The sequence below is a fragment of the Enterobacter sp. KB-221C9 genome (genome assembly GCF_041320715.1).
Classification (GTDB): Bacteria; Pseudomonadota; Gammaproteobacteria; order Enterobacterales; family Enterobacteriaceae; genus Enterobacter; species Enterobacter asburiae_D.
The window spans coordinates 129142-148716 of sequence record NZ_JBGIWG010000011.1 but is presented as its reverse complement, the minus strand read 5'-3'; the positions used below and the strand labels follow the sequence as shown (position 1 = coordinate 148716).

General features: G+C 57.2%; 18 protein-coding genes. 6 read left to right on the top strand and 12 right to left on the bottom strand.

Translation table 11 applies throughout. The features are described 5' to 3' along the window. The first annotated feature begins 24 nt into the window (after positions 1–24). Positions 25–2112: a YccS/YhfK family putative transporter gene (locus AB8846_RS16940; RefSeq protein ID WP_370733238.1), complete on the top strand. Its 2088-nt coding sequence runs from the start codon at positions 25–27 to the stop codon at positions 2110–2112. Here the strand turns inward: AB8846_RS16940 and AB8846_RS16935 are convergent. The 4 genes from AB8846_RS16935 to ppiA all read right to left on the bottom strand — a co-directional run bounded on the left by AB8846_RS16935 (position 2109) and on the right by ppiA (position 5272). Further along, positions 2109–3329, bottom strand: a complete 1221-nt coding sequence (locus tag AB8846_RS16935) for an aspartate aminotransferase family protein (protein WP_187360836.1) — start codon at positions 3327–3329, stop codon at positions 2109–2111. The genes AB8846_RS16940 and AB8846_RS16935 overlap by 4 nt on opposite strands. Before the next feature lie 86 nt (positions 3330–3415). Continuing rightward, the gene (gene pabA, locus AB8846_RS16930; protein ID WP_370733222.1) at positions 3416–3979 is read right to left on the bottom strand and encodes an aminodeoxychorismate synthase component 2; all 564 of its coding nucleotides are present in this window, start codon (positions 3977–3979) and stop codon (positions 3416–3418) included. A 29-nt stretch (positions 3980–4008) separates the two neighbouring features. Next, positions 4009–4593: a putative adenosine monophosphate-protein transferase Fic gene (locus AB8846_RS16925; RefSeq protein WP_370733221.1), complete on the bottom strand. Its 585-nt coding sequence runs from the start codon at positions 4591–4593 to the stop codon at positions 4009–4011. Between the two features lie 106 nt (positions 4594–4699). Further along, entirely contained in the window at positions 4700–5272 is a 573-nt protein-coding gene (gene ppiA, locus AB8846_RS16920) for a peptidylprolyl isomerase A (protein WP_023309471.1), read from the bottom strand. Positions 5273–5550: 278 nt separating this feature from the next. Between ppiA and tsgA the strand changes: the two genes are divergently transcribed. Further along, positions 5551–6735 carry an MFS transporter TsgA gene (gene tsgA / locus AB8846_RS16915; protein WP_331411103.1) on the top strand — a complete coding sequence of 395 codons (1185 nt, stop codon included), beginning with the start codon at positions 5551–5553 and terminating at the stop codon, positions 6733–6735. A gap of 3 nt (positions 6736–6738) precedes the next feature. Here tsgA and AB8846_RS16910 read toward each other — a convergent pair whose 3' ends face one another. Beyond that, complete coding sequence (locus AB8846_RS16910) at positions 6739–8055, bottom strand: cytosine deaminase (RefSeq protein WP_370733220.1); 1317 nt, start codon at positions 8053–8055, stop codon at positions 6739–6741. A 239-nt stretch (positions 8056–8294) separates the two neighbouring features. Between AB8846_RS16910 and nirB the strand changes: the two genes are divergently transcribed. The 4 genes from nirB to AB8846_RS16890 all read left to right on the top strand — a co-directional run bounded on the left by nirB (position 8295) and on the right by AB8846_RS16890 (position 12982). Beyond that, on the top strand, positions 8295–10838 hold the full coding sequence (gene nirB, locus AB8846_RS16905; RefSeq protein WP_233396107.1) for a nitrite reductase large subunit NirB: 2544 nt from the start codon (positions 8295–8297) through the stop codon (positions 10836–10838). Continuing rightward, positions 10835–11161: a nitrite reductase small subunit NirD gene (gene nirD / locus AB8846_RS16900; RefSeq protein ID WP_063144233.1), complete on the top strand. Its 327-nt coding sequence runs from the start codon at positions 10835–10837 to the stop codon at positions 11159–11161. Before nirB ends, nirD begins: the two co-directional genes overlap by 4 nt. Before the next feature lie 133 nt (positions 11162–11294). Then, positions 11295–12668 (top strand): siroheme synthase CysG, encoded by a 1374-nt coding sequence (gene cysG, locus AB8846_RS16895; protein ID WP_370733219.1) that lies wholly within the window; start codon positions 11295–11297, stop codon positions 12666–12668. A gap of 143 nt (positions 12669–12811) precedes the next feature. After that, positions 12812–12982, top strand: coding sequence for a YhfL family protein (locus AB8846_RS16890; RefSeq protein ID WP_008503029.1), 171 nt, complete (start codon positions 12812–12814; stop codon positions 12980–12982). 146 nt (positions 12983–13128) lie between these two features. On the opposite strand, the gene trpS is transcribed toward AB8846_RS16890, so the two are convergent. From trpS to aroK, 7 genes are all read right to left on the bottom strand, one after another. Continuing rightward, positions 13129–14133 (bottom strand): tryptophan--tRNA ligase, encoded by a 1005-nt coding sequence (trpS, locus tag AB8846_RS16885; protein WP_010436358.1) that lies wholly within the window; start codon positions 14131–14133, stop codon positions 13129–13131. Further along, positions 14126–14887 carry a phosphoglycolate phosphatase gene (gene gph / locus AB8846_RS16880; protein ID WP_198886801.1) on the bottom strand — a complete coding sequence of 254 codons (762 nt, stop codon included), beginning with the start codon at positions 14885–14887 and terminating at the stop codon, positions 14126–14128. Before gph ends, trpS begins: the two co-directional genes overlap by 8 nt. Continuing rightward, entirely contained in the window at positions 14880–15557 is a 678-nt protein-coding gene (gene rpe, locus AB8846_RS16875) for a ribulose-phosphate 3-epimerase (protein WP_024907923.1), read from the bottom strand. The genes gph and rpe overlap by 8 nt, the downstream gene beginning before the upstream one ends. A gap of 41 nt (positions 15558–15598) precedes the next feature. Next, positions 15599–16411, bottom strand: a complete 813-nt coding sequence (gene dam / locus AB8846_RS16870; protein ID WP_063144235.1) for an adenine-specific DNA-methyltransferase — start codon at positions 16409–16411, stop codon at positions 15599–15601. A 67-nt stretch (positions 16412–16478) separates the two neighbouring features. Next, complete coding sequence (damX, locus tag AB8846_RS16865; protein ID WP_370733218.1) at positions 16479–17795, bottom strand: cell division protein DamX; 1317 nt, start codon at positions 17793–17795, stop codon at positions 16479–16481. A gap of 92 nt (positions 17796–17887) precedes the next feature. Then, positions 17888–18976 carry a 3-dehydroquinate synthase gene (gene aroB, locus AB8846_RS16860; protein ID WP_331411099.1) on the bottom strand — a complete coding sequence of 363 codons (1089 nt, stop codon included), beginning with the start codon at positions 18974–18976 and terminating at the stop codon, positions 17888–17890. A 57-nt stretch (positions 18977–19033) separates the two neighbouring features. Next, positions 19034–19555, bottom strand: coding sequence for a shikimate kinase AroK (gene aroK, locus AB8846_RS16855; protein ID WP_003861630.1), 522 nt, complete (start codon positions 19553–19555; stop codon positions 19034–19036). Positions 19556–19575 lie beyond the last annotated feature (20 nt).

Below are 19575 nucleotides of genomic sequence, written 5' to 3'. Positions count from 1 at the left end.
ACGCCGTTTTTGTCTCTATTCCCCATGTGGCGCAGGCTGATCTATCACCCGGAAGTTAACTACGCACTGCGACAAACGCTGGTGTTGTGTCTTCCTGTGGCCATAGGTCTGCTCCTCGGACATCTCCAGCAAGGCCTGCTGTTTTCCCTCGTGCCCGCCTGCTGCAACATTGCCGGTCTGGACACGCCGCACAAGCGCTTTTTCAAACGCCTGATTATCGGCGGCTGCCTGTTTGCGGGCTGTAGCCTCGCCGTACAGCTTTTACTGGCTCGGGATATCCCGCTGCCGCTGATCCTGACCGTGCTGGCGATGACCCTCGGCGTCACGGCGGAAATCAGCTCGCTGCACGCCCGCCTGCTTCCCGCTTCGCTGATTGCGGCCATTTTCACGCTGAGCCTCGCCGGGAATATGCCGGTGTGGGAGCCGCTGCTGATCTACGCCCTGGGGACATTATGGTACGGGCTGTTTAACTGGTTTTGGTTCTGGCTGTGGCGCGAACAGCCGCTGCGTGAATCCCTGAGCCTTCTCTATGTTCAGCTTGCGGATTACTGCGAGGCCAAATACACCCTGCTCACCCAGCATACCGATCCGGAGAAATCCCTACCGCCGCTGCTGACGCGCCAGCAGAAGGTGGTGGATCTGATAAGCCAGTGCTATCAGCAGCTGCATATGCTTGCCGCCAACAAGAACCACGAGTACAAACGGCTGCTGCGCACCTTCCAGGTGGGGCTGGATCTGCAGGAGCATATCTCCGTTAGCCTGCACCACCCGCAGGAGGTGCAAAAGCTGGTCGAGCGTAGCCACGCCGAAGCGGTGATCCGCTGGAACGCGCAGACCGTGTCCGCACGCCTGCGGGTGCTGGCCGACGATATTCTCTATCACCGCTACCCGACGCGCTTTAACATGGATAAGCAGCTGGGCGCGCTGGAAAAAATCGCCCGTCAGCATCCGGATAACCCCGTCGGCCAGTTTGCCGCCTGGCACTTCAGCCGCATCGCCCGCGTGTTGCGCACCCAGCGCCCGCTTTATCCCCGCGACCTGATGGCGGATAAGCAGAAACGGCTTCCGCTATTGCCCGCGCTTAAAAGCTATCTTTCTCTTAAATCCTCCGCCCTGCGCAACGCCGCAAGGATTAGCGTTATGCTCAGTACCGCCAGCCTGATGGGCATGGCGCTGCACCTGCCGAAACCCTACTGGATCTTAATGACCGTGCTGTTTGTCACCCAGAACGGCTACGGCGCCACGCGGGTGCGTATTCTGCATCGGGCGGGCGGAACGATGGCCGGGCTGATCATTGCGGGCGTGACGCTGCACTTCCACGTGCCGGAAGGCTATACCCTGGCAGGCATGCTGGCGGTTACGCTGGTGAGCTACCTGATTATCCGCAAAAACTACGGCTGGGCGATGGTGGGCTTTACGGTGACGGCGGTATATACCCTGCAGCTGCTTACGCTCAATGGCGAACAGTTTATTGTCGCCAGGCTGATTGATACCCTGATCGGCTGCCTGATTGCCTTTGGCGGCATGGTCTGGCTGTGGCCGCAGTGGCAAAGCGGACTGCTGCGCCAGAACGCCCACGACGCGCTGGAAGCCGACCAGCAGGCCATTCGCCTGATCCTGAGCGACGACCCGCAGCCCTCCCCGCTGGCCTATCAGCGGATGAAGGTCAACCAGGCTCACAACGCCCTGTTTAACTCACTCAACCAGGCGATGCAGGAGCCGGGCTTTAACTCGCACTATCTGGCAGATATGAAGCTCTGGGTGACGCACAGCCAGTTTATCGTCGAGCACATTAACGCCATGACAACGCTGGCCCGCGAGCACACGATGCTGACGCCGGATCTGGCGCAGCGCTATTTGCAGTCGTGTGAAATTGCGTTGCAGAGGTGTCAGCAGCGTCTGGAGTATGACTCGCCGGGTGAGTCGGGAGATTCGAACATTCTGGAAGCGCCGGAGACGTTGACCCACGGGCCAATGAGCACGCTGGAGCAGCATTTGCAGCGCGTTCTGGGGCATCTGAACACCATGCACACCATTTCGTCGGTGGCATGGCGTCAGCGTCCGCATCACGGGATTTGGCTAACCCGCAGGTTGAAGCGGACGGCGTATTAACCTTTTACGATCTTCGCGACCGCCGCGGCAAAGCGGGTTAACCCGTCTTCGATGTCTTTATCTTCCACCACCAGCGACGGCGCAAAGCGCATCACGTCCGGCCCCGCGTTCAGCACCATCACCCCTTCGTGCGCGGCGGCGTGCAGGAAGTCGCGCGCGCGGCCTTTGTACTGCGGCTTCAGCTCGGCACCGATCAGCAGCCCCATCCCGCGGATCTCGCTGAATACATCGTACTGCTCATCAATCTTTTGCAGGTGTTTTACGAACAGCTCGCGCTTCGCGCTCACGGCGTTCAACACCTCCGGCGTGTTGATAATGTCGAATGCGGCGCCCGCCACGGCGCTCGCCAGCGGGTTACCGCCGTAGGTAGAGCCGTGAGAGCCGACGTGGAACGCGGAGGCGATCTCCTGCGTCGTCAGTACCGCACTCACCGGGAAACCACCGCCGAGCGCTTTAGCGCTGGTCAGAATATCCGGCGTCACGCCGTAGTGCATATACGCGAACAGATCGCCGGTACGCCCCATCCCGCACTGCACTTCATCAAAGACCAGCAGCGCCTGATGCTCGTCGCACAGCGCGCGCAGCCCTTTCAGGAATTCCGGGGTTGCCGCCGTCACGCCGCCTTCACCCTGGATCGGCTCGACAACCACCGCGCAGGTATGGTCGTCCATCACCGCTTTCACGGCGTGCAGATCGTTAAACGGCACGTGGACGATGTCGGCCGGTTTCGGGCCAAACCCGTCAGAATACTTCGGCTGGCCGCCAACGGAGACGGTAAAGAAGGAGCGGCCGTGGAAAGCATTGTGGAAGGCGATGATTTTGGTTTTGTACGGGCTGTGGCGCGTTGTCGCGTAGTAGCGCGCCAGCTTAAAAGCGGTTTCGTTGGCCTCGGTACCGGAGTTCATAAACAGCACGCGCTCGGCGAAGGTGGCATCGATGATCTTACGTCCCAGGCGCAGCGCCGGTTCGTTGGTGAACACGTTGCTGGTGTGCCACAGGGTTTCGCCCTGGGTTTTCAGCGCCTCCACCAGCGCGGGATGGCAATGACCCAGCGCCGTGACCGCAATACCGCCCGCGAAATCCACATACTCTTTACCCTGCTGATCCCAGACGCGGCTGCCCTTTCCCTTCACCGGGATAAACTCAGCCGGTGCATAAATCGGCAGGATCACTTCATCGAAAGTCGCGCGGGTAATTGCTGGTTGTTCAGTTGCCATGTCATGACCATCCATTTTATGTCACAGTGATTGTGAAAATATAATCACAAAATATGCATAAAAAATCACAGCAAGGCAACAGATATTCAGCGATGGAGGAAATTTGCCAGCAGCGCGTGGCCCTGTTCGCTGAGGATGCTTTCCGGGTGGAACTGCACGCCTTCGAGATCCCATTCACGGTGGCGAATCCCCATGATTTCCTGGGTATCGCTCCAGGCGGTCACCTCAAAGCAGGCGGGCAGCGTCGGTGGGTCAATGACCAGGGAATGGTAGCGCGTCACGGTTAACGGGTTATTGAGCTCCGTAAATACCCCGGTGCCGGTGTGGGTGACGGGAGAGGTTTTCCCGTGCATCACTTTGGCGGCGCGCACGATGGTGGCGCCAAACGCCTGGGCAATCGCCTGATGGCCCAGGCAGACGCCCAGGATCGGCAGCGTGCCGGCATAGTGCTGGATAACCTCCAGAGAAATACCCGACTCCGACGGCGTACACGGCCCCGGAGAAATCACGATTTTCTGCGGAGCCAGCGTCTCAATATCGGCGAGATCGATCTCGTCGTTGCGGCGGACAACCACCTCTGCACCCAGTTCACAAAAATACTGGTAAAGGTTCCAGGTGAAGGAATCGTAGTTATCAATCAGCAGAATCATGGCGGCTCCCGAAAAAATGCCGCCCTATTCTACTCAGATTCCCGCGCTTCGCTCACTACTTTGGCAAAGATAGCGTTTAACGCGGTTAAATCTCCCGTTGCGCCACTTCGGTTAGCCGCCACCCACTCCTCGGGATCGATATCGCGCCAGTCCAGCGCGTAGCCCGCGTGGAGCGCCAGCTGCTCGAAGAAAACGCGCTGGGCGATACCGTTGCCGCGCATGAAGGGATGCAGCATGTTGATTTCGCAGTAATAGTGGCTAACCCGGTCAACAAACGCCGCTTTCTCAAGACCCACAAGATACTTTTCGCTTTCCAGCGCCGCCATCAGCTCGTTGCCCATCTTTTCGATGTACTCAAAATGGCAGAAGGGAATATCCTCTTTAAAAATATCGTCGGTACGCAGCTCGCCTGCCCGCTTCATCTCGCTGCGGTACAAATGACGATGAATAAGGCACAGATGGGGCAACCCGGGCGCGGAAGGCCCAAGCTCCAGCTTCTCAATATGGGGTTCTGAGGGACCATTACCTTTTTCAAGGAGACAACTGGCCTGTAAATTGACGTTACGCTGCTGTTCCCAGAGACGGGATTTTTGCTTGTCGGTGAGTTTTTTCACTTAACGCCTCCCTGAATAGTCCGTTTGCCACAAGTATAAGCAGCAAAACGCGCTTTCGCAGGGAGGGTTACATAACGCGGGCAGGAGAAGCCCGCGTTCAGAAGAATTACGGCAGAACTTTCGCGGAGAGGATAACCACCGGTTTTGACGGCACATTCTGATACGGGCCGACGTCGTGAGTAGGCACCTGAGAAATCTTGTCGGCCACGTCCATCCCCTTCACGATTTTACCGAAGACCGCATAGCCAAAGTCGCGCTGGCCGTGGTCGAGGAAGGCGTTATCCGCCACGTTCAGGAAGAACTGGCTGGTGGCGCTGTCTTTGTCCGCGGTACGCGCCATGGAGATGGTGCCGCGCTTGTTCAGCAGGCCGTTGTCCGCTTCGTTTTTGATTGGCGGGTTAGGCTGTTTCTGCTGCATCTGCTCGTTGAAGCCGCCGCCCTGCACCATAAAGCCTGGGATCACGCGGTGGAAGGTGGTGTTGTTATAGAACCCACTATTCACGTAGTCGAGGAAGTTTTTCACAGAAACCGGAGCTTTCTGGCTATTCAGTTCCAGCTCAATGTTCCCGGCGGAGGTGGTCAGCAGAACGTGAGGGTCCCCTTTGGCTGCCAGCGCAGCAGGGGAAACGGCAGAAAGAGCAAACACAGCTGCGACAGCCGCCAGTGTTGATTTGAGCATGAGAATTCCTTAACAAAGCGCAGTATAAAAAGCGAATGGCTTGATTCTAAAGAGCAGTATGAACGGAGACCAGCCTTTTACCTAATTTTACGAAATTGAAACAGTTGTAACCGCGCAAACGGTTGGCTTTCGCGCCTTTTTGTGTGATCGCGATCACACAAAAACATGCAATGAAGTTCCAATTTCTCTTAAAAGATATGAATAGATCACTTTAATGTCTAAAATCTGCCCGCTCTCAGCGCCCCCTGGGCGCTTTTCTTTTTCTGAACAGGCCAGACATGACTAACAGCAATCGCATCAAGCTCACATGGATCAGCTTCTTCTCCTACGCTCTGACCGGCGCGTTGGTGATCGTCACCGGGATGGTGATGGGGAATATCGCAGACTACTTCCAGCTGCCCGTTTCCAGCATGAGTAATACCTTCACCTTCCTCAACGCAGGGATCCTGATCTCTATCTTCCTGAATGCCTGGCTGATGGAAATCGTTCCGCTGAAGACCCAGCTGCGCTTTGGCTTTGTGCTGATGGTCGCCGCCGTGGCGGGCCTGATGCTGAGCCACAGCATCGCCCTGTTCTCCGCCGCGATGTTCGTGCTTGGTCTGGTCAGCGGGATCACCATGTCGATCGGTACGTTCCTGATTACCCATATGTATGAAGGCCGCCAGCGCGGCGCGCGCCTGCTGTTTACCGACTCCTTCTTCAGCATGGCCGGAATGATTTTCCCGATGGTCGCGGCCGTTCTGCTGGCGCGCAGCATCGAGTGGTACTGGGTCTATGCCTGCATTGGTCTGGTCTACGTGGCGATCTTTATTCTGACCTTCGGCTGTGAATTCCCGGTGCTGGGCAAGAAAGCGCAAGCCACCGCAGAGCCCGTTGCGAAAGAAAAGTGGGGCATCGGCGTGCTGTTCCTCTCCGTTGCCGCCCTGTGCTACATTCTGGGCCAGCTGGGCTTTATCTCCTGGGTACCGGAATACGCCAAAGGTCTGGGCATGAGCCTGAACGATGCGGGTCAACTGGTGAGCGATTTCTGGATGTCTTACATGTTCGGCATGTGGGCGTTTAGCTTCATCCTGCGCTTCTTCGACCTGCAGCGCATTCTGACCGTGTTGGCGGGTATGGCGACCGTGCTGATGTACCTGTTCATCAACGGTTCACCGGAGCATATGCCGTGGTTCATTCTGACCCTGGGCTTCTTCTCCAGCGCCATTTATACCTCGATCATCACCCTGGGCTCCCTTCAGACCAAAGTGGCCTCGCCGAAGCTGGTTAACTTCGTTCTGACCTGCGGCACCATCGGCACCATGCTGACCTTCGTGGTCACTGGCCCGATCGTGGCCCACAGCGGCCCGCTGGCGGCGCTGCACACCGCTAACGGTCTGTATGCCGTGGTGTTCATCATGTGCTTCATCCTGGGCTTCGTGACCCGCCACCGCCAGCACAACGCGGCAGCGGCGTCTCACTAACTCCTACGCCCCTTTGCGCTCGGCAGAGGGGCTGTTTCTGGCAAAGCTTACCTCTTCTCCCCCGACGTCCGTCTGGATCCACGTCTGCGCCAGCTGCGTCGTAGCGATCACCCGTCCCTGACGAATCGACCAGCGCACCGGCACCTGGCAGCGCACGGCTTCAAACCCGCTCTCCGCAGGCAGAATAATCAGGTTCGCCGGGTTCCCCGTCTTAATGCCGTAATCGCTCAGGCCAAAGGTCCGGGCGCTGTTATGGGTGATGAGATTCAGGCCGCTGTCGATTTGCGGATAGCCCATCATCTGGCAGACGTGCAGCCCCATATGCAGCACCTGCAGCATGTTGCCGGTGCCGAGCGGGTACCACGGGTCGAAGACGTCGTCATGACCGAAGCAGACGTTAATGCCCGCCTCCTGCAGCTCTTTCACCCGGGTGATGCCGCGGCGCTTCGGATAGTCATCAAAGCGCCCCTGCAGGTGAATATTGACCAGCGGGTTAGCGACGAAGTTAATCCCCGACATTTTCAGCAGACGGAAGAGCCGCGAGGTGTAAGCGCCGTTGTAGGAGTGCATGGCGGTGGTGTGGCTGGCCGTCACGCGCGGGCCGATACCTGCCTCATACGCCAGCGTTGCCACCGTCTCGACAAACCGCGACTGTTCGTCGTCGATTTCATCGCAGTGGATATCCAGCGGACGGTCATACTTCTTCGCCAGTTCAAAAGCTATATGCAGCGACTGCACGCCATACTCGCGGGTGAACTCGAAGTGTGGGATCGCCCCCACCACGTCGGCCCCCAGCTTTAACGCCTCTTCCAGCAGCGCCGCGCCGTTCGGGTAAGAGAGAATACCTTCCTGCGGGAACGCGACGATTTGCAGCGTCACCCACGGGGCAACCTCCTGCTTCACCTCCAGCATCGCCTTCAGGGCGGTAAGCGTCGGGTCGGAGACATCCACATGGGTGCGGACAAACTGGATGCCGTTGGCAATTTGCCACTTCAGCGTTTTCCAGGCGCGCGCTTTGACATCCTCATGACTGAGCAACGCCTTGCGCTCCGCCCAGCGCTCAATGCCTTCGAACAGCGTGCCGGACTGGTTCCAGTTCGGCTCGCCCGCGGTCTGGGTCGTATCAAGATGGATATGCGGCTCAATGAACGGCGGGATAGCAAGCCCACCGCGCGCGTTCAATACTTCATAACTTTCGGCGTGGGTGTCGTCCATCGGGGTGATGTCACCAAATCGCCCGTTCTCAATGGCAAGCTGCCACAGCCCTTCCCGACCCGGTAAACGAACATTCTGAACAAGCCATAACGGTGTTGTAGACATACCCTTCCCCTAAAAAACGCCGCTGATATTCAGGCGTATCAATTTTGGCAAAACCGCCCCTGATTTGTACACAAATTCAACGGGCACGAAAAGCCTGCGATTTCCGCCACTTATAAAAATCCTGACAAATCAGTCGCATACCACCTAAGGAGTAGGCGAAGACGTATTTGATTTGCATCAATAAGCGCCCCTGCTGAATCGTTAAGGTAGGCAATAATAGAAAAGAAATCGAGGCAATAATGAGCAAAGTCAGACTCGCTATCATCGGTAACGGCATGGTCGGCCACCGCTTTATTGAGGATCTTCTCGATAAGGCCGATGCTGAGCAGTTCGATATTACCGTATTCTGTGAAGAACCCCGCAAGGCGTACGACCGCGTGCACCTGTCTTCCTACTTCTCCCATCATACCGCCGAAGAGCTCTCTCTGGTGCGTGAAGGTTTCTACGAGAAGCATGGCGTAAAAGTGCTGGTGGGCGAACGCGCTATCACCATCAACCGTCAGGAAAAAGTGATCCACTCCAGCGCCGGGCGTACGGTTTTTTACGACAAGCTGATCATGGCGACGGGCTCCTATCCGTGGATCCCGCCGATCAAAGGCTCGGAAACTCAGGATTGCTTCGTCTACCGTACCATTGAAGACCTCAACGCCATTGAGTCCTGCGCGCGCCGAAGCAAACGCGGCGCGGTTGTCGGCGGCGGTCTGCTGGGCCTGGAAGCGGCTGGCGCGCTGAAAAACCTCGGCGTTGAAACCCACGTCATCGAATTTGCCCCGATGCTGATGGCCGAACAGCTGGACCACATGGGCGGTGACCAGCTGCGTCGTAAAATCGAAAGCATGGGCGTGAAGGTTCACACCAGCAAGAACACCAAAGAGATCGTTCAGGAAGGGACTGAAGCACGCAAGACCATGCGCTTTGCCGACGGCAGCGAGCTGGAAGTGGACTTCATCGTCTTCTCCACCGGTATTCGTCCGCGCGACAAGCTGGCGACCCAGTGCGGGCTGGCCGTGGCGCAGCGCGGCGGGATCATGATCAACGACACCTGCCAGACCTCCGATCCGGATATCTACGCCATCGGCGAATGCGCTAGCTGGAACAACCGCGTATACGGCCTGGTGGCGCCGGGCTACAAAATGGCGCAGGTCGCCGTGGACCATATCCTCGGCAGCGAAAACGCGTTTACCGGCGCAGACATGAGCGCCAAGCTCAAGCTGCTGGGCGTGGACGTAGGCGGTATTGGCGATGCGCATGGCCGCACCCCGAATTCCCGCAGCTATGTCTATCTCGACGAAAGCAAAGAAGTCTACAAACGCCTCATCGTCAGCCAGGACAATAAAACCCTGCTCGGCGCGGTGCTGGTGGGCGACACCAGCGACTTCGGCAACCTGCTCCAGCTGGTGCTGAACGCCATCGAACTGCCGGAAAACCCGGACGCGCTGATCCTCCCGGCGCACGCGTCAAGCGGCAAGCCGTCTATCGGCGTGGATAAACTGCCGGACAGCGCGCAGATTTGCTCCTGCTTCGACGTCACTAAAGGCATGCTGATCTCCGCCATCAACAAAGGCTGCCACACCGTGGCGGCCCTGAAAGCGGAAACCAAAGCCGGTACCGGCTGCGGCGGCTGTATTCCGCTGGTCACGCAGGTGCTGAACGCCGAGCTGGCGAAACAGGGCATCGAAGTGAACAACAACCTGTGCGAGCACTTCGCGTATTCCCGCCAGGAGCTGTACCACCTGATCCGTGTGGAAGGCATTAAGTCCTTCGACGAACTGCTGGCGAAGCACGGCCAGGGCTACGGCTGTGAAGTGTGTAAACCGACCGTCGGCTCCCTGCTGGCCTCCTGCTGGAACGAGTACGTGCTCAAGCCCGAGCATACGCCGCTGCAGGACACCAACGACAACTTCCTGGCCAACATCCAGAAAGACGGCACCTACTCCGTCATCCCACGTTCCGCCGGTGGCGAAATCACGCCGGAAGGGCTGGTGGCCGTGGGCCGTATTGCCCGTGAATTTAATCTCTACACCAAAATCACCGGCTCCCAGCGTATCGGCCTGTTTGGCGCGCAGAAAGACGATCTGCCGGAAATCTGGCGTCAGCTGATTGAAGCCGGCTTCGAAACCGGTCACGCGTACGCCAAAGCGCTGCGCATGGCAAAAACCTGCGTGGGTAGCACCTGGTGCCGCTACGGCGTCGGCGATAGCGTGGGCTTCGGCGTGGAACTGGAAAACCGCTACAAAGGCATCCGCACCCCGCACAAAATGAAGTTTGGCGTCTCCGGCTGTACCCGCGAATGTGCGGAAGCGCAGGGTAAAGACGTGGGTATCATCGCCACCGAGAAAGGCTGGAACCTGTACGTCTGCGGCAACGGCGGGATGAAACCGCGCCATGCGGACCTGCTGGCCGCGGATCTCGATCGCGACACGCTGATTCAGTATCTCGACCGCTTCATGATGTTCTACATTCGTACCGCCGATAAGCTGACCCGTACCGCTTCCTGGCTCGATAATCTGGAAGGCGGCATCGACTACCTGAAATCGGTCATCATCGACGACAAGCTGGGCCTGAACGAACATCTGGAAGCCGAGATGGCCCGCCTGCGCGAGGCGGTGATCTGCGAGTGGACTGAAACCGTGAACACCCCGGCGGCGCAGACGCGCTTCAAACACTTTATCAACAGCACCCAGCGCGACCCGAACGTACAGGTTGTGCCGGAGCGTGAACAGCATCGCCCGGCAACGCCGTATGAACGCATCCCAGTGACGCTGGTGGAGGAAAACGCATGAGCCAGTGGGTAAGCATCTGCAATATTAACGACATTATCCCCGCCACCGGCGTGTGCGCGCTGCTGGGCAACGAGCAGGTTGCGATTTTCCGCCCTCGCCACGATGAGCAGGTTTTTGCCATCAGCAATATCGACCCGTTCTTCGAGGCCAGCGTGCTCTCTCGTGGGCTGATTGCCGAGCATCAGGGTGAACTGTGGGTTGCCAGCCCGCTGAAAAAGCAGCGTTTCCGCTTAACTGATGGGCGCTGTATGGAAGATGAAAATATCTCCGTGAAGCACTACGATGCCCGCGTGAAGGACGGCATGGTACAGCTGAAAGGCTAATCCCCGCCTTTTCACCAGAAAAGGCTATGACCTCTTAGGGGTAACGGCAGGAAAAACCGTATGTTCTGTACGATTCCTGCTGTTATCCTGACGTCAATTCTTACCCCCTCCATGAATGCTGCGAGGTAACGTCGTGGATCACCTGCCGATTTTTTGTCAATTACGCAACCGCGACTGCCTGCTCGTGGGCGGCGGCGACGTGGCTGAACGCAAAGCGCGCCTGCTGTTAGAAGCTGGCGCACGACTGACCGTCAACGCCCTCGCCTTTGCCCCACAGTTTGAGGTCTGGGCCCAGGAAGGGATGCTCACGCTGGAACAGGGTGAGTTTAATGTTTCCCTGTTGGATACCTGCTGGCTGACCATTGCCGCAACGGATGACGATGAAGTGAACCAGCGCGTCAGCGACGCCTGCGAAGCGCGCCGAATTTTCTGCAACGTGGTGGATGCGCCAAAAGAGGCCAGCTTTATCATGCCGTCGATTATCGACCGCTCGCCGCTGATGATTGCGGTGTCGTCCGGCGGACGCTCGCCGGTTCTCGCCCGCCTGCTGCGGGAAAAACTGGAGGCCGTGCTGCCCCAGCATCTTGGTCAGATTGCCCATTACGCCGGGCAGCTCCGCACCCGCGTGAAGCAAACCTTCGCGACCGTGGGCGAGCGCCGTCGCTTCTGGGAAAAATTCTTTGTGAACGACAGGCTGGCGCAGTCGCTGGCCAATCAGGACACCAAAGCCGTTGAAGAGACGACCGAACGGCTCCTGAGCGAGCCGCTGGACCATCGCGGCGAAGTGGTGCTGGTCGGGGCCGGGCCGGGAGATGCGGGCCTGCTGACGCTGAAAGGACTGCAGCAGATCCAGCAGGCCGATATCGTGGTTTACGATCGCCTGGTCTCCGATGACATCATGAACCTGGTGCGGCGCGACGCCGACCGCGTATTCGTTGGAAAACGGGCGGGCTATCACTGCGTGCCGCAGGAGGAGATTAACCAGATCCTGCTGCGCGAGGCGCAGAAAGGTAAGCGCGTGGTACGCCTGAAAGGCGGCGATCCCTTTATCTTTGGGCGCGGCGGCGAGGAGCTGGAAACTCTGTGTGAGGCGGGCATTCCGTTCTCTGTCGTGCCGGGCATTACGGCGGCATCCGGGTGTTCCGCTTACTCGGGCATTCCGCTGACCCACCGCGACTTCGCCCAGAGCGTGCGGCTGGTGACGGGCCACCTGAAAACCGGCAGCGAACTGGACTGGCATAACCTGGCCGCCGAAAAGCAGACGCTGGTGTTCTACATGGGGCTGAACCAGGCCGCGACGATTCAGGCGAAGCTGCTGGAGCACGGCATGAAGGCAGATATGCCGGTCGCGCTGGTGGAAAACGGTACGTCCATCAAGCAGCGCGTGGTGAATGGCGTGCTGACGCAGCTCGGCGGGCTGGCGCAGCAGGTTGAAAGCCCGGCGCTGATTGTGGTGGGTCGTGTGGTTGAACTGCGCGACAAGCTGAACTGGTTCTCGAATCACTAACGCATATTCTTCCTTTCCGGAGTAGTCCTTAAGCGGACTACTCCCCTCTTACCGCTGTCGATAACATACCGCCCCGAAGTGGAACTTTTCCCTTTATTCCCTTGAGTTACATCCAATTTTCGTTTTTAAGACAAGGAATGCGTATGTTCAAACTGGCAAAAGCCGCCGTTCTGGTTGGCCTGTTATCGACTCTGACCGCCTGCACCGGTCACGTACAGAATACCAAAAATAACTGCAGCTATGATTACCTGCTGCACCCGGCGATCTCCATTTCGAAGATCATCGGCGGTTGCGGCCCGGCGGCGCAGCAGTAAGCGATTTTCAGGCGTAAAAAAACCGGGGCTTTCCCGGTTTTTTAGTTTTGGAGAGTGTGGTTTTTAGTCGGGTGGCGGCTTCGCCTTACCCGACCTACACGATCCCGTAGGCCGGGTAAGCGTCAGCGCCACCCGGCAAAGCAGACTTACGGCTTCGCAACAAACCCGATCGCTTCGTACACCGCTTTCAGGGTTTCGGACGCGCGCGCGCTGGCTTTTTCTGCGCCGTCTTTCATCACCTTCTGCAGGAAAGCTTCATCGTTACGGTAGCGGTTATAGCGCTCCTGCAGCTCGGTCAGCATCCCGGAAACGGCATCTGCCACTTCACCCTTCAGGTGGCCGTACATCTTACCTTCGAAGTGCTGCTCCAGCTCAGGAATGCTCTGGCCGGTCACGCCGGAGAGGATATCCAGCAGGTTGGAGACGCCCGCTTTGTTCTGCACGTCATAGCGCACAACAGGCGGCTCGTCGGAGTCGGTGACCGCGCGCTTGAGCTTTTTGACGACGGATTTCGGATCTTCCAGCAGGCCAATAACGTTGTTGCGGTTATCGTCAGACTTGGACATCTTCTTGGTTGGCTCCAGCAGCGACATCACGCGCGCGCCGGATTTTGGAATAAACGGCTCCGGCACTTTAAACACATCACCGTAAATCGCGTTAAAGCGCTGGGCGATATCGCGGCTCAGCTCCAGATGCTGCTTCTGGTCTTCACCCACCGGCACCTGGTTGGTTTGATACAGCAGGATGTCCGCCGCCATCAGCACCGGATAGTCGAACAGACCGGCGTTGATGTTTTCAGAGTAGCGCGCGGATTTATCCTTGAACTGGGTCATGCGGCTCAGCTCGCCGAAATAGGTGTAGCAGTTCAGCGCCCAACCCAGCTGCGCGTGCTCTGGCACGTGAGACTGAACGAAAATGGTGCTTTTCTCAGGATCGATGCCGCAGGCCAGGTATAGCGCCAGGGTGTCCAGGGTCGCTTTACGCAGCTTCTCAGGATCCTGACGCGCGGTAATCGCGTGGAGATCGACGATGCAGTAAATGCAATGGTAGTCATCCTGCATGCTGACCCACTGACGTAACGCACCCATGTAGTTACCAATGGTCAATTCACCTGAAGGCTGTGCGCCACTAAAAACGATGGGCTTAGTCATTATTCAATTCCTGATGTTCACTGTGCGAAAGCCCGAGTGCGGGCAACAAATCTTTGAAGTGGTCGAAGACCACATCCGGCTCACTTAGCGTGATGGCCTCACCGTAGTTGTAGCCATAGGTTAATCCGACGGAAGGACATCCTGCCGCGCGGGCAGCCAGAATATCATTGCGCGAATCCCCGACAAAGAGCAGCTCCGCAGGCGTTAAGGATAATTTTCCTGCCACCAGCAACAGCGGTTCCGGATGCGGCTTTTTGTTCTGCACGTCGTCGCCGCCCACAATCACGGAGAAATACTTCGCGATGTCCAGCGCTTCCAGCAGAGGCGCAACGAACGGGGTTGGCTTGTTGGTCACCAGCCCCAGCGGGAGGCCCTTCGCGTGCAGCGCGCTCAGCGTTTCCTGAACGTCCGGGAACAGGAAACTGCCCTCCTCGACGGTCTCTTCATAGAAACGATCGAACAGTTTGCGCAGAATACGCAGCTGCTCATCCTTAGGGATGTCAGCGTGGTCAACGCTCGGTTTACCCTGCGCGGAACGCTGCGACGCGCGCTCCTGGCGAGCCCACGTCAACGCGCGCTCCATCAGGACATCGGCACCGTTGCCAATCCACGTTACCACGCGATCTTCACCCGCAACGGGCAGTTCAAGTGCGTACAGCGCCTGGTCTACGGCGCTCGTTAAGCCCGGCGCGCTGTCGACCAGCGTGCCGTCGAGGTCGAAAGCCACACCCCGAATTGCCTGCAATTTATCCATGACTTACCTTCGCCAGCTCACGGCGCATTTCATCAATGACTTTTTTGTAATCCGGTTGGTCGAAAATTGCCGAACCTGCAACGAACATATCCGCGCCCGCTGCCGCAATTTCACCAATGTTATTCACTTTCACTCCGCCGTCCACTTCCAGACGAATATCGTAACCTGACTCATCAATACGACGGCGCACTTCACGCAGCTTATCCAGCGTGTGGGGGATAAACGACTGACCGCCAAAGCCCGGGTTCACGGACATCAGCAGGATCACGTCCAGCTTGTCCATGACATAGTCGAGATAGCTCAGCGGCGTGGCCGGGTTAAACACCAGGCCTGCTTTACAGCCGTTCTCTTTGATCAGCTGCAGCGTGCGGTCTACGTGTTCAGAGGCTTCCGGATGGAAAGTGATGATGCTGGCACCCGCTGCGGCGAAGTCAGGCACGATGCGATCAACAGGCTTCACCATCAGGTGAACGTCGATCGGCGCGGTAATGCCATAGTTACGCAATGCCTTGAGCACCATTGGGCCAATGGTCAGATTCGGGACGTAGTGGTTGTCCATAACGTCGAAATGGACGACATCTGCACCAGCCGCGAGAGCTTTGGCGGTGTCTTCACCCAGGCGGGCAAAATCGGCCGACAGAATTGAGGGAGCAATCAAAAACTGTTTCATCCGCTTCTCCTTGAAATGTGTTTACCGGCGGGCAAAACGGCTCAGGGGCGATAAAGAGCCAGAAGTTCGTCCACCTTTTTACGTGTGCCGCCGTTGCTGCTAATGCTACGCCGCACTTTGACCTGAAAATGCTTCGCGGCTTTGTACCATTCGCGCGTATCAGGGGTATCGTGATTCGAAATTAACACCGGAATTCTTTTGCTGACCAGCTTTTCCGCCATCTCCGCCAGACGAGCCTGTTCAGCCGGGCTGAAGCTGTTGGTGTGATAAGCGGTGAAATTCGCCGTTGCAGACAGTGGAGCGTAAGGCGGGTCACAGTAGACCACCGAGTTTACGCCTGCCAGTTCCATACACTCTTCATAGGAGAGGCAATGAAACTCTGCGTTCTGCGCTTTTTCGGCAAAGTGATACAGCTCGTCCTGCGGGAAATACGGGCGCTTATAGCGACCAAACGGCACGTTAAACTCCCCGCGCAGGTTATACCGGCACAGGCCGTTGTAACCATGGCGGTTGAGATAGAGGAACAGCAGCGCCCTGCGGAACGGATCCTGGCTCTGGTTAAACTCCGCGCGGAACTGATAGTAAACGTCCGGGTGATTATTCTCGGGCGTAAACAGCTTGCGCGCCTCTGCGACATACTCTTCGGTACGCAGCTTAACGATGTTATAGAGACTGATAAGGTCGTTATTGATATCCGCCAGGATATAACGAGAAAAATCGGTGTTGAGGAACACCGATCCTGCGCCCACGAAAGGCTCAATAAGACACTCGCCTTTAGGCAGGTGCTTTTTAATATCATCGAGCAGGGGGTATTTCCCCCCTGCCCATTTCAGAAAAGCGCGATTTTTTTTCATGCTGACTAACTGATTACACCTTCTCCGGCTGTGGAGAAAGCTCCGACAGCATCCTGCGCTTTAAACATTACTTCAGATCGGCCTGAACCTGATGAATCGGCTTCGCCCACGGGTTTTTCGCCTGAACGTCTGCTGGCAGTGCCGCCACGGCACGCTTCGCTTCATCTTTGGAAGCATACACACCGCTTACCAGCACATACCACGGTTGACCGTTACGGGTCGTCTGATAAACAACGTAGTTTTTCAGATTTGATTTCTTCGCCCAGCCGTTGAGGTTGTCATAGTTAGACGAACTGCTCAGCTGCAGCGTGTAGTTGCTGGATGGCGCAGACTTCAGCGAACCAACGTTACCTGCAGTTTTGCCTGCGGCGCTGCTGGAAGCTGTTGCCGTGGCTGCTGGAGCCGTTGCTGCAGGCGCAGCGGTGGCAGCCGGTGCCGTTGTGGTCGCCGTTGCTTTCGGCGCGGTCTGCGTGGCTGGCGCTTTAGCAGGCTCGCTCACCGCAGCCGTTTCGGTGTGCTTCGGCTGTGCCGGTACGGCTTTCACTTCAGGCGCTTTGACGACTGCCTGAGGTTTGGTTTCACGCTTAGGCTCAATCACCGCCTGCTTACGTTCAGGACGTGTCGCCGTTTGCGTCTGGCGCGGTTTGGTTTCCGTCACAGCCGTTTGCGGCTGAGCATTACCACCGCGAATCGGGGCAACGGTTGCCGGCTCGGTTGGCAGCGTGGAGTTAACCACGACGTTGTCAACCTGCTGCTGGTTCTGCGGCTGCGTCAGCGCATTGTTCAGGTCACCCTGAACTTCTACGCGCTGCTGGCCTTCAGGCGCAGCAGGTGCCTGACCCTGAGCTGGGGTTGAAGAAACGGGCGGCAGAGAAACATCCTGCGGCGCTGTGGTGTTACCTGCGGTCTGCTCTGCGGAAGTCGCACCCGGTGCAGGCTGTGCGCCATTCGCCTGATTGGTCGCATCGTTACCGGACAGGTTGATGCTCTTCTCAGCGGAAGCAGATTGCTCGGTTGAGTTCGTTGACGGTGCTTTAAGCGCGGAGCCAATGCCGACAATCAGCAGCACAAGCACCAGAACGCCAAGCCCCATCATAATGTACTGGCGGGAAGCCGGTTTCGGCGCAGCGGCTTTTTTACGTTTACGCGGGCGACGCTCTACAGGCGGTTCGTCCATTGAATCTTCTTCGGACTCATAATCCTCTTCTGCTCGCTCTTCGTGCGCGTTGCGGCTGCGCGAAGGGCGACGATCGTCTGCATCCAGATCAACATCGTCAAAGTTGATCTGCGGCTCGTTATCACGTTCTGAAGATTGACGAGAACGACCAGTACGACGATCGCTGGGATCGGGTTTCAGCTCGTCTTCTGGTTTGAATTCATCCATTTAACACCCCACTCAAAGGCTTATGCTAACGACTTTGCATTTCACCTGAAGCTAAACGACCACCTGCGACAGTGGCCTGACCTTTCTAGTTGTTACGCCTGCTGACAATCAGCGATAGCGCCAAGAACGACATCGTGCGGCACTCCGCCGCGCACTTCACTTTTCCCTATTGCAAGCGGGAGTACAAGACGCATCTCACCTGCCAATACTTTTTTATCGCGCATCATGTGGGGTAAATACGCTTGCGCCGACATCGCCTGCGGTCCAGTCACCGGTAAACCTGCACGCTCAAGCAGCGCAATGATGCGTGCCGTCTCTTCCGGTGTGAACTGTCCGAGGCGTTCTGAAGTGCGGGCAGCCATTACCATTCCGGCCGCGACGGCTTCACCGTGCAGCCAGTTACCGTAACCCATTTCGGCTTCAATCGCGTGACCAAACGTATGCCCAAGATTCAGTAAAGCACGTAAGCCCGTTTCACGCTCGTCCGCTGCGACAACTTCTGCTTTCAGCTCACAACAACGACGGATGCAGTATGCCAGTTTAGCCTCATCCAGGCACAGCAGCGCATCCATATTCTCTTCAAGCCAGTTAAAGAACTCGCCGTCCAGAATAATGCCGTATTTGATCACTTCCGCCAGACCAGAAGCCAGTTCGCGCTTCGGCAGGGTTTTCAGACAGTCGAGATCCACCACCACCGATGCGGGCTGGTAGAACGCGCCAATCATGTTTTTGCCGAGCGGATGGTTGACTGCCGTTTTGCCCCCCACAGAGGAGTCGACCTGGGACAGCAACGTAGTCGGGATTTGAATAAAACGGACGCCACGTTGATAGCTTGCGGCCGCAAAGCCGGTCAGATCGCCCACAACACCGCCGCCCAGGGCAAGCAGTGTTGTATCGCGACCGTGCGGTTTTTGCAGCAATGCGGTAAAGACGGTATCCAGTACCGTCAGGCTTTTATACTGCTCGCCATCGGGGAGTATCACACTGTCGACTTTTACGCCCGCCTGCTCAAGCAGGTGGCGTACGCGGTCGAGATAAAGCGGAGCCAGCGTCTCATTGGTGACCAGCATCGCCTGATCACCCGCTTTCAGTGGTAAAAAGGAAGCTGGGTCGTTAAACAAACCAGCCGCGATGGTGATAGGGTAACTACGTTCCCCGAGAGTAACTGTAATCCTCTCCATGACGCGACATCCACCTTTAATGCTTTTACCCGCAGGCGAGTGTATATAAAGCCAGAATCAGTTGCTTTCCAGCATATGAATAATCTGGTTTGCAACCACTTTAGCGCTCTGGTCGTCAGTACGAATGGTCACATCAGCAATCTCTTCATACAGCGGATTGCGTTCATCGGCCAACGCTTCCAGAACTTCGCGTGGTGGCGTTTCAACCTGCAGCAGCGGGCGCTTTTTATCGCGCTGCGTACGTGCCAGCTGTTTCTCGATGGTCGTCTCAAGATAGACCACTACGCCACGGGCGGAGAGACGGTTGCGGGTTTCGCGAGATTTCACAGAGCCGCCGCCTGTTGCCAGAACGATGCCCTGCTTTTCCGTGAGTTCGTTGATCACTTTTTCTTCTCGGTCACGGAAACCTTCTTCGCCTTCTACGTCGAAAACCCAGCCCACATCAGCTCCGGTTCGTTTCTCAATCTCTTGATCAGAATCGTAAAATTCCATATTGAGTTGTTGAGCTAACTGACGCCCAATAGTGCTTTTGCCGGCACCCATAGGCCCAACCAGAAAGATATTGCGTTTCTCTGCCATTTTATCGGTACTACTAAGAC

Bases quoted from the DNA above. Each gene is read 5' to 3' on its own strand.
- AB8846_RS16940 (WP_370733238.1), top strand. From the start codon at position 25: ATGTGGCGCAGGCTGATCTATCACCCGGAAGTTAACTACGCACTGCGA.
- AB8846_RS16935 (WP_187360836.1), bottom strand. From the start codon at position 3,329: ATGGCAACTGAACAACCAGCAATTACCCGCGCGACTTTCGATGAAGTG.
- pabA (WP_370733222.1), bottom strand. From the start codon at position 3,979: ATGATTCTGCTGATTGATAACTACGATTCCTTCACCTGGAACCTTTAC.
- ppiA (WP_023309471.1), bottom strand. From the start codon at position 5,272: ATGCTCAAATCAACACTGGCGGCTGTCGCAGCTGTGTTTGCTCTTTCT.
- tsgA (WP_331411103.1), top strand. From the start codon at position 5,551: ATGACTAACAGCAATCGCATCAAGCTCACATGGATCAGCTTCTTCTCC.
- AB8846_RS16910 (WP_370733220.1), bottom strand. From the start codon at position 8,055: ATGTCTACAACACCGTTATGGCTTGTTCAGAATGTTCGTTTACCGGGT.
- nirB (WP_233396107.1), top strand. From the start codon at position 8,295: ATGAGCAAAGTCAGACTCGCTATCATCGGTAACGGCATGGTCGGCCAC.
- nirD (WP_063144233.1), top strand. From the start codon at position 10,835: ATGAGCCAGTGGGTAAGCATCTGCAATATTAACGACATTATCCCCGCC.
- AB8846_RS16890 (WP_008503029.1), top strand. From the start codon at position 12,812: ATGTTCAAACTGGCAAAAGCCGCCGTTCTGGTTGGCCTGTTATCGACT.
- trpS (WP_010436358.1), bottom strand. From the start codon at position 14,133: ATGACTAAGCCCATCGTTTTTAGTGGCGCACAGCCTTCAGGTGAATTG.
- gph (WP_198886801.1), bottom strand. From the start codon at position 14,887: ATGGATAAATTGCAGGCAATTCGGGGTGTGGCTTTCGACCTCGACGGC.
- rpe (WP_024907923.1), bottom strand. From the start codon at position 15,557: ATGAAACAGTTTTTGATTGCTCCCTCAATTCTGTCGGCCGATTTTGCC.
- dam (WP_063144235.1), bottom strand. From the start codon at position 16,411: ATGAAAAAAAATCGCGCTTTTCTGAAATGGGCAGGGGGGAAATACCCC.
- damX (WP_370733218.1), bottom strand. From the start codon at position 17,795: ATGGATGAATTCAAACCAGAAGACGAGCTGAAACCCGATCCCAGCGAT.
- aroB (WP_331411099.1), bottom strand. From the start codon at position 18,976: ATGGAGAGGATTACAGTTACTCTCGGGGAACGTAGTTACCCTATCACC.
- aroK (WP_003861630.1), bottom strand. From the start codon at position 19,555: ATGGCAGAGAAACGCAATATCTTTCTGGTTGGGCCTATGGGTGCCGGC.